Here is a 9705-nt window from a genome sequence, read left to right on the forward strand (position 1 = left end):
CTCTATCCCTTTATAACGCGTTGAATTTCTTCAATTGATGATGCTTTCAGCAGCGCTGAGAGTCGTTCATCATCGCTAAAAATGTCCGCCAGAGCGGTAATCATATTGATGTGCTCATCTCCCGAAAGCGCACATAACATAATCACAACGTAAACAGGGTCATTCTCTTCGGCGTCAAAAGAAACGCCTTGTTTAATATGTAAAAGCGATAACCCGTTTTTAATTGCGCCTTGTTCCGGGCGAGCATGAGGCATCGCCAGGCCAGGGGCTAAAACATAATAAGGCCCCAATTCCTGATGGCTGTTAAAAATGGCGTCAATATAAGCTTCGGTCATCGTCTCTTTCGCCAGTAAGGGCTGAGCAGATAACCTAATGGCCTGTTTCCAGTCGCTGACTGAATCCACAATCTGGATATTTTCTGCAGGTAACCAGGTCGTAATCATAAATACCCGGATGCGTTGAAAGTGAGTTTACTATAGTGGAATGCCTTTGTGGCTTACCGTGATCCTGCTCTCAAAGTTAGCGCTAACATGGCTGGAATGTTAAAATTCTTGTTACCGCTAACTTTATTAACGATACTGCTCATTACTTTGCAGTTGGGCAATGCGCAAAACGGTAAACATCATTTACAATGGCTGCCCAGTCAGGCGAAAGGAGGACATCAGTGCACACGTTAGATGCGGACGATAGCGCGAGAGAAAAACGCAGGAAAAACACCGGTAAAATTACGCTCGCTGAAGTTGCAAAACTGGTCGGCGTGAGCACGATGACCGTGTCACGCGCGTTACGTATGCCTGAGAAAGTGAATCCTGAACTGCGCACCCGTATTGAAGCTGCGGTGAGCGAGCTGGGCTATGTACCCAACCTGCAGGCCCGCAGCCTGGCCTCTGCTGACTCCCGCCTGGTGATGGGCGTGGTGCCTGCTTTTTCCGCCCCGGGTTTTCTGGCCGTCTCCGAAACGCTGCAGACCGTACTCGCTACGCAGGGCTATAGCATGATGTTTATCGAGTCCGGGCAGGGGGGGCAGAGTGAAGAAAACGCGTTTGCGCAAATGCTCGCCTACAACCCGGCGGCGATCATTCAATTCAATATTGATAACATCAGCAGCTGTTCGCAGATGATAAGTAACACCGGCGTGCCGGTGGTTGAGATCGGTGCCATTAATCGCGATGCAGGCTGGGTCAGCATTGGCGTTGACTACGCTGCGGCCATTAAAAAGCTGGTCAGATCGCTCGCAGAGGCCGGATATAAAAATATCGGCCTGCTTTGCACCGCCTCCAATAACATTATGTTCCGCCAGGTTCTGAGCGGTTGGAACAGCGCGATGCTCTCGGTTAACCACTCCCCACATCGGGTGGTGACTTCTCACCTGCCAGCCGGGATTACGACCGGTTTAAACCTGCTGGGGGATATCCGTATTACCTGGCCTGAGCTGGATGCGCTGATCTGCACTTCGGATGAAATTGCCTGCGGCTGCATTATGGCTTGCCACGGCGCGGGGCAAAAAGTGCCTGACACCCTGGCACTGGCAAGCCTGAGTGGGAGTACCCTCGCCGCAGTGTGCTCTCCGGCTCTGACTGCGGTGGAATTTCCTTGGAGTGAAACGGGGACGGTCGCAGGAAAAACCTTGCTGGATCTCCTGGATGGCAAATCGACAGATAAAGCCATTGAGTTGCCCTCAACGCTGCAAGTTCGCGCCAGCACCCGCAAGCCATCATCCCGGTAAAATCGCTTTGATGAGTTACCCTGCCGAATAGGGCAGGGTAACTTTCAATCACTGGCCATCCCCCGGCGCAATGCGTCTGAGCCGCGGGTTGACCTCAGCAACACGATCAGGACTTAAACAGGTTCTTCAGCGTATGGGGCTGACAGCGCAGATACTGATCGGGCGCATGTACCTGGGCCCCCAGTTCCGCCGCTGCATGCCATGGCCAGCGCGGATTGTAGAGCGCGCCACGGGCGATACCAATGATATCCGCATCCCCACTGGCGACGATGGATTCCGCATGTTCAGGGTTAGTGATTAACCCTACCGCCACCACCGGGATCTTCACGGCAGCTTTCACCGCTCTTGCCAGCGGCACTTGATAACCAGGGTAGACATCAATCTGCTGGTCGGGATGCAGGCCGCCGCTGGAAACGTGAATCGCATCCACGCCACGGGCTTCCAGCATTTTCGAGAACTCGACCGCTTCCTCAAGGTTAAACCCGCCCTCGACCTAGTCTGTTGCGGAGATACGCACGCTGATGGCTTTATCGGCCGGGAAGGCTTCCCGCACTGCATCGACAATCTCCAGCGGGAATCTGGCTCTGTTTTCCAGCGACCCGCCGTAATTATCCGTACGCTGGTTAGAGAGCGGGGATAAAAATTGATGTAACAGATAACCATGCGCGGCGTGGATCTGGATCAGGTCGATATTCAGCCGGGCGGCACGTTTGGCGGCCTCTGCGAACTGGTTACGGATTTCGGCCAGGCCGTTGCTGTCGAGGGCGGTCGGGATGGTGTAACCCTCGCTGTAAGGCACCGCAGACGGGGCTAAAGTTTGCCAGCCACCTTCCTGATCCGGTGGGATTTGCCCCTGCTTATCCCAGGGCTTGTACGTTGAAGCTTTGCGCCCCGCATGGGCCAGCTGGATGCCAACCGGAATATTTGACCATTTACGAATAGTGGCGAGCACCCGGCCCATCGCCTCTTCTGTCTTATCATCATAGAGACCGACATCAGCGTAGGTAATGCGGCCTTCGGGGGAAACGGCTGCTGCCTCAATGGTGAGCAGGCCCGCACCGGACTGTGCCAGTTGTCCCAGATGGAGGGTATGCCAGTCAGTCATGCAGCCTTCTTCGGCGGAGTACTGGCACATGGGGGCGATCACAATACGGTTTTCGAGTTCAAGATTGCGGATACGTAACGGTGTAAACAGCTTGGGTTGAGACATACATGTCACTCCAGATTGCAGCGTTAGAAAAGGGGCCGGGTCCTGGTCAGGATGCGACGATTTTTATCCTTGAATATTCATCAACATAACGCACAGGCAGTGATAACTGAACCTCCCGTTTGCGCAAAAGTGCGTTGCGCCTGGCGCAACGCTATATCATTAGTGCTCTACACTTTCCGGCTCGGGTGAAAGATGCGCCATCAGAAAATCGACAAACACCTTCACTTTTTTGGTGTTCTTGCGGGTGGGATGGTAGATGGCATAAATCGCGGAATCATCCTCTCCATCATTCACTTCCGCGCGCCATTGCGGCAGTAACCTGATCAGCTTCCCTTCGGCAATATCCTTGCCAATCAGCCAGTCTGGCAGCAGCGCGATGCCATAGCCGCTTAACACCGCCTCGCGCAATATTTCCGAGTTATTGCATTTCAGGGTACCTTTAACATCGATGGCGACCTGGCTTTCCCCGTTGAAATACCACTTCGTTTTGCCGGATGAATAGGAAAAGATCAGGCAGTTGTGGTTTTTAAGATCGCCTGGCGCATCAGGATAACCCTGCGCTTTCAGGTAGTCCGGGCTGGCACAGACGCACCGACGCTGGGAAAGTAACTTACGTGCGATCAGATTGGGCGTGTCGACTTTACCCAGTCGGACAGTCAAGTCTAGCCGCTTTTCCACCAGATCGACGACCTCGTCGGTAAAGGTCAGATCCAGGGAAATTAACGGATAGCGGCGAGAAAAGGGGGCCAGCAGTGGGGCGATATGCAGCCTGGAAAACGAGACCGGTAAGCTTATTCGTAACACTCCCCGCGGCTCTCCCGTCTGGTCCCGCACCTCCTGATTGGCATACTCCAGGTCGTTGAGGATCCTGACCGCGTGCTCGAAATACACATGCCCGGCCGCCGTCAGCGCCACGCTGCGTGTCGAGCGGGTCAGCAGCTGCGTGCCCAGCACCTTTTCCAGTCCGTCAATCTGTCGGGTTACCGAGGACGTCGCCAGGGCTAATTTTCTGCCCGCAGGTGCAAACCCGCCTTCTTCGACCACGGTAATAAAGGCCTCAAGCGATGCCAGCATATCCATTTTACTCTCCCCGCATCGTTGCGCATCGCGCAACTCTGTTAGCTGTTTTAATCATATTATCACCTTTAAGTAACAGTGTTAGCCTTCCGCTCAGTGAGAGGTGAAACATGAAAATATCCATTAAGGTTACGTCAGATTTTATTTGTCCCTGGTGCCGGATCGCAGATGCGCGTCTGGAAAAGGTGCTGCAATCCTTGCCCGAAGACGTCGAGGTCGAGGTTGACTGGCTTCCCCTTGAACTCAACCCGGGTATGCCGCTGGCAGGCATGGACCGTACAGCCTACCGACGCGCGAAATTCGGTAGCTGGGCGTATTCACATCAGCTGGATGAGCACACTGTTGAGAAAGGCAAAACTGACGATGTCACGTTCAACTATCCGGCGATTCAGCGGGTGCCCAACACCTTTGCTGCGCATCGGTTGACGCTCTTTGCCGGGGCCGGACCGGCCCGATCCCTGCTGGTTAAACGTCTGTTCCAGGCCTACTTCGAGGAGGGGAGGGATATTGGCGACCTTGATGTTCTGGCGGAAGTGGCGGGCGAGTGCGGGATGGACAAAGAGGCCGCGCACAATTATCTGCTGAGTACCGCGGGAGAAGCGGAAGTGATCCAGCTGGAAGACCTGGCGCGGCAGGGCGATATCAATAGCGTGCCAACCCTTGATATTGCCGGTATCCGGCTGACAGGCGCCGTTCCGGTGGATCAGCTCCGCTATTACATCATGGATGCGTATCGCAACCCGATTAAAACGGAAGGGGGTCAGATATGATCGGTGAAACACGCCCAAGAAAGCGGGCCATTATTATTGGCGGCTCCTTAGGGGGATTATTTGCCGGGAATATGCTGCAGCAGGCGGGCTGGGAGGTGGATATCTTCGAGCGCTCGGCCCGGGATCTGGACAGCAGGGGCGGCGGCATTGTGCTCCAGCCCGAAGTGGTGGAGCTCATTCGCCGCAGCGGCATCGAACGCAACTGGGACGATCTGGGCGTGCGCTCATCGCACCGAGTCGTGTATCGCCCGGACGGCTCGGTGGAACACCGGCAGTATGCGCCTCAGGTGCAAACCTCGTGGTCATTGATCTATTCCCTGATGCGCTCGACGATCAGCGATATTCATTATCACAAAAACCATGTGCTTACGGATGTGGCGTTTCCTGATAACCACCATGTCACGGCCCTGTTTGAAGGTGGGGCAAAGGTGACCGGGGATCTGCTTATCGGCGCTGACGGCAACGGTTCATTTGTGCGTAAACTGCTCTGGAGCGACACGCCAGAGTATGCCGGGTATATCGCCTGGCGCGGGCTGGTGCCTGAAAACGACATGCCTGCGCTCGCCAGAGAGCAGCTTCACGGCGACTTTGCTTTCGCCAGCAACGAAGGGTCGCACATTCTGGGCTATCTGGTGCCGGGCGCGGATAACGATTTACGGCCTGGGCACCGTTTTTACAACTGGGTCTGGTATCGGGTGGTCGATGACGTGCAGCGTGAAGCGATCATGACGGGGACCGACGGTGTTGCGCGCAGCTATTCCGTGCCGGAAGGGCTGTTGTCTGCACGCTGGAAAGCGCACCTGAAGGAAGAGGCTCAGCGTTTGCTCCCGCCCGGATTCCGCGACATCGTGCAGGCAACAAAGGAACCTTTTGCCCAGGCGATACGCGATCTCGCCGTCAATAAGATGGTGAAGGGCAGGGTGATCTTACTGGGTGACGCGGCCGCGATCCCCCGCCCTCATACTGCGGCGAGCACCTCAAAAGCAGCCGCCAATGCGCTGGCATTAGGGGATGCGTTGAAGGCCTGGCCTGACGATACCGACAAAGCCCTTGCCGAATGGGAAGGGGAACAACTCTTTCGCGGCAAATATTTACGCCAAATGGGGATGAGCATGGGAAATCGACTGCTTTTTGGCAGCGCGTAGGCGGAAGCTGTGCTGGGTCTGCTTAACGTGTCTCCGTCCTGCCCGGAACTCATTCTGCATGCCATGACTTGAGTCAGGGTTAAGCAGACGCCAGGGGTTAAACAGAATTCAAGGCCATTGAGGAAACCTATTTAACCCGGGTGTTTAAGTGAAAAGGTTAATTCTTCTTGCCAAATCTGGCCGCTTATTCACAAACGACAATCGCTTACAGGTTAATAACTACATCTTTATGCCCGCCGATCGGTAGCATTTGCAGAAGCGCTGGAGGGCAGATTATTCACGTAGTCTGCATGATGGATGCAGTTCGATATGTACTCCTTTAACCACTCGGTTGATTTTTTTCTGCCACTGCGTTTGTGCGAGAAAATTTTTACGGTAAACGGAGGGGCAAAGAAAGGGAGCTTAAAGGTTCTGACATTTGCCATCTTTTCAATTTTGCCGGCGACAAAGGTAGGGATTGCCATCAGCAGTTCACTTTCGGCGACAACATGGGGTGAGCTTAACATTGACGGCGTTTTAAGGGTGATACGTCGTTCAAGCCCAATGCGTTCAAGGTGGGTGTCCAGTAAGCCCCTTTTTTCATTCCATGGGGTGACGACCAGGTGACCGGCTTTAAGGTAATCCTCAAGTGAGAGGGTCTGGCGGCGAGCGTTGCTGATCACAACGAACTCGTCCTGGAACAGATCTATTTCATCCAGATCGGGGTGTTTAACTTCGTCAGGCTCACTGAAACTCAGCGCCAGATCGACTTCACCCGCCAGGAGTTCATTGAGGGCCGGATTATGGGGGAGATGGCAGAGTTCAAAATTGATACCCGGCGCAATGTTATGGATCTCCTTCATTAAGACAGGAAACACACAAAACGCCGTGTAATCCGTGACGGCAATACGGAAAAACTCGTTGCTGGTCAGGGGATCAAAGGGCTTCACCGGGCTGAGGTGCTGGTTCAGCGCCTGCAAAGCTTCAGCAATATGCGGGGCGAGCTGCAAAGCATACACGCTTGGGCACATTTTATGTCCTTCGCGGTAGAAAAGCGGATCCTTCAGGAATTCTCGCAATCGCGTTAAGGCATGACTCAGCGCCGAGGTGCTCATTGACAACTCATCTGCGGCCAGTCTGACAGAACGGTGCCTGAACACGGCATCGAAAATAGGCAGTAAATTGAGATCCAGACGCCGCAAAACATGATGCACGAAATTCACCTTCGATTGATTTTATTGCACTTAATTCATTGAACAATACCGTTTATCCTGACAACTGACAAACTCCAGAGGGGAAGCAATGGTTATGAGTGTGACGATCAGGCAGGCAAATCCACAGGATGCTGACGCCATCTATAACATGATCAACGGATTATCCGTTTACAGGGAAGGCCCCCAGGACGCGGTCCCCGATGTGGAAGAGATAAGAACGTCACTGTTTTCTACGGATACCACCGCAGAAGCGTATGTTTGTGAAATTGATGGAAATATGGCCGGATACTCTGTGATTTCCATGAGCTATTCGACATGGTTAGGCCGTCACAGCCTGAGTATGGACGATCTCTATTTTATGCCTGACTATCGCAGTTTAGGGGCGGGTAAATTGATGCTCCAGTATATTGCGCAGCTTGCCATCAGCAGGAAATGCAGCCGGATCGAATGGAATGTTCTTGAGTGGGATAAATCTGCAAAAGATTTTTATATGAGTATCGATGCTCTTCCCCTGACGGAGTGGGTTCGCTATCGTCTCGACGGACCGGCGCTTGAAAAGTTCGCAACGCGGGAAGCACTTTAAAGCATCTCACACTTTCAACCTTTAGGTTTATTAATCCCGATTTAAATGCGCGGAATTGTATAAGTGCGCGCAGACTGTTCTTGTATTTTGTGGGTTCAGTTTATTCATTACGGAACCCGGAATATGAAAGATATTTCCCTTCTTCTGACCACAGGCTCTGCCCGGCATATTGGTGAGGCTATAGCATCCGGCCAACTCACGTCTGTCGAAGCGACCGAATGGTATTTAAATCGTATCCAGCAATGTAATCCGGGTGAGAAAGGCCTTAATTGCGTCAGAAGTATTTCCCGGCTCGCCCTGGAGGAGGCAAAACGAGCAGATGACGAACTCGCTGCAGGGCATTCAAGAGGCCCACTCCATGGCGTACCCTATCTTGCGAAAGATAATGTCTTTACCGGGGACGGCAGTTTCGCTTCTGCCGGGGCAAGTGCACTGGCGGAGTTTCTCCCTCCTTATGAGGCAACGTTAGTGTCGCGTCTGCGTGACGCTGGCGCAGTATTGCTGGGCAAAACCAATCTGACTGAATTCGCAGATTTTGTGGCAGACACCATGCCGTCCGGGTTCAGTGGGGCGGGTGGGGTGGTTCGCAATCCGCTGGGGGTAGAGTATGGACGCGGCCAGGGTTCAAGCGTCGGTTCCGCTGCGGCTGTGGCAGCGGGGTTCTGTGCCTTCGCAATCGGATCTGAAACGCAGAATTCTATTCAGGCCCCGGCCGTGCACACCTCGATTGTCGGGTTTAAGCCCAGCGTAGGCCAGGTTAGTCGTCACGGGCTTATTCCGCTTGTCCCCAGCCAGGACTCACCCGGCCCCCTGACACGTTCTGTCGATGATACTCTGCTGATATTTCAGGCTATAGCAGGACCGGATATGAATGACACCGCCACGCTTGCTGATTTTTCTGATGACGCGAGCAGGCACAACGATTTGCAGGGTCTGCGAATTGGTATTCCCCGCCGCTTTATGGCCGACAATGTGAATACCGATGACCATAAGGCTATTTTCAACGACCTTCTTGCCTCGCTGTTCCGGGCTGGCGCCATCATAGTTGATCCCTGCGATATGCCCGCTGCAGAGCAGCTTAACGCAGTGCGTTCATGCGTTTTCCGTTCCGAGTTCCATAGCAGTCTTAACACCTTGCTCGCCGGGCTTAAGCCGTGCGGTATGACCTCGATGGGCGATATTATTGAGTGGAATAAATCACACCCGGAGGCGATCCCCTATGGTCAGTCTCTTCTCGACGCTGCCAAAGCGTCCCCTGATATTCGCTCTGCACAATACATTAACGACCGCAGGCATGATGTTGCGCTGAGCCTGCACGAAGGGATTCTGGCCGCATTGAAGAAAGGCAGTGCTGATGTCCTGCTATCTCCGATGACGGTGGCGGCCAAATGTACCGGCAAAGCAGGTGTGCCAGTGGTAGCCATACCGGCAGGTGCGGATGCAGCCGGTCTGCCGTTCGGGGTCACGGTGTATGGCGCCCCAGGACAGGATTACGCGGTTATTTATGCTGCCGAAGCTGTTGAGAAGGTTATCGGTAAGCGGGTGCTACCCGATTTTACTGTGGCGAATGAAACCTGATAAATCAGGTAAATGAAGGCAACGCAGTAGTGCGGAGTCCGGTCTTCCGGTCTTAAGTAAATAAGAAAAGGGCTGCCAGAGGGCAGTAATGCCAGTCAGTTAAGCGATTCGGTATTTCTAAGTTAATGAAGTGGAAGGGTTCCGTTCACTACAGCACCTCTGCTTTATGCCCCCTCCGCTGCGGTGAACGTGCCAGGGGGGCTCGCCGCCTCCCCCCTGGCTACCCCGGCTCCCGGCAAAGAAAATCGCCGCTTCGCGGTGCCCTCAGCTTATTCCTTCAGGCTTTCGGGTCGGGCACCAGCCTGCATCCTTGCAGGCTATGCCCGCTCGGCGCGTCCCTGCGCCTCGCCCCGGCCTGCGGTCAACGCTTCGGCGATTTTCAGCCGGATTCACGCTCCCTCACGCTTCTCAGTCGCCTGAAAG

The 9705-nt window shown here is 54.0% G+C and carries 8 protein-coding genes and 1 pseudogene; 5 read left to right on the plus strand and 4 right to left on the minus strand.

All coding sequences use genetic code 11. The features are described 5' to 3' along the window. Positions 1-2 precede the first annotated feature (2 nt). A complete protein-coding gene (locus ACF8PE_RS08300) occupies positions 3-443 on the minus strand; it encodes a PTS sugar transporter subunit IIA (RefSeq protein WP_103793005.1) in 441 nt (146 codons plus the stop codon). A gap of 221 nt (positions 444-664) precedes the next feature. Here ACF8PE_RS08300 and ACF8PE_RS08305 point away from each other — a divergent pair, with 221 nt between their 5' ends. Then, entirely contained in the window at positions 665-1726 is a 1062-nt protein-coding gene (locus ACF8PE_RS08305) for a LacI family DNA-binding transcriptional regulator (RefSeq protein ID WP_071886474.1), read from the plus strand. Positions 1727-1832: 106 nt separating this feature from the next. Here ACF8PE_RS08305 and ACF8PE_RS08310 read toward each other — a convergent pair. Then, positions 1833-2936 (minus strand): annotated as a pseudogene (locus ACF8PE_RS08310) (NADH:flavin oxidoreductase/NADH oxidase). A gap of 159 nt (positions 2937-3095) precedes the next feature. Next, on the minus strand, positions 3096-4016 hold the full coding sequence (locus ACF8PE_RS08315; protein WP_392494763.1) for a LysR family transcriptional regulator: 921 nt from the start codon (positions 4014-4016) through the stop codon (positions 3096-3098). A 107-nt stretch (positions 4017-4123) separates the two neighbouring features. On the opposite strand from ACF8PE_RS08315, the gene ACF8PE_RS08320 reads away from it, so the two are divergent. Both ACF8PE_RS08320 and ACF8PE_RS08325 read left to right on the plus strand, forming a co-directional pair. Continuing rightward, positions 4124-4783: a DsbA family oxidoreductase gene (locus ACF8PE_RS08320; protein ID WP_077227649.1), complete on the plus strand. Its 660-nt coding sequence runs from the start codon at positions 4124-4126 to the stop codon at positions 4781-4783. Further along, positions 4780-5928: an FAD binding domain-containing protein gene (locus ACF8PE_RS08325; RefSeq protein WP_155166554.1), complete on the plus strand. Its 1149-nt coding sequence runs from the start codon at positions 4780-4782 to the stop codon at positions 5926-5928. Before ACF8PE_RS08320 ends, ACF8PE_RS08325 begins: the two co-directional genes overlap by 4 nt. Before the next feature lie 227 nt (positions 5929-6155). Here the strand turns inward: ACF8PE_RS08325 and ACF8PE_RS08330 are convergent, their stop codons facing one another. Then, positions 6156-7130 carry a LysR family transcriptional regulator gene (locus ACF8PE_RS08330; protein WP_223263920.1) on the minus strand — a complete coding sequence of 325 codons (975 nt, stop codon included), beginning with the start codon at positions 7128-7130 and terminating at the stop codon, positions 6156-6158. An 85-nt stretch (positions 7131-7215) separates the two neighbouring features. Here ACF8PE_RS08330 and ACF8PE_RS08335 point away from each other — a divergent pair, with 85 nt between their 5' ends. Both ACF8PE_RS08335 and ACF8PE_RS08340 read left to right on the plus strand, forming a co-directional pair. After that, positions 7216-7704, plus strand: a complete 489-nt coding sequence (locus tag ACF8PE_RS08335; protein WP_077227653.1) for a GNAT family N-acetyltransferase — start codon at positions 7216-7218, stop codon at positions 7702-7704. A gap of 123 nt (positions 7705-7827) precedes the next feature. After that, the gene (locus ACF8PE_RS08340) at positions 7828-9282 is read left to right on the plus strand and encodes an amidase family protein (RefSeq protein ID WP_392494764.1); all 1455 of its coding nucleotides are present in this window, start codon (positions 7828-7830) and stop codon (positions 9280-9282) included. Positions 9283-9705 lie beyond the last annotated feature (423 nt).

Source organism: Leclercia sp. GLN_9, assembly GCF_043105735.1.
GTDB classification, from domain to species: Bacteria; Pseudomonadota; Gammaproteobacteria; order Enterobacterales; family Enterobacteriaceae; genus Enterobacter; species Enterobacter adecarboxylatus.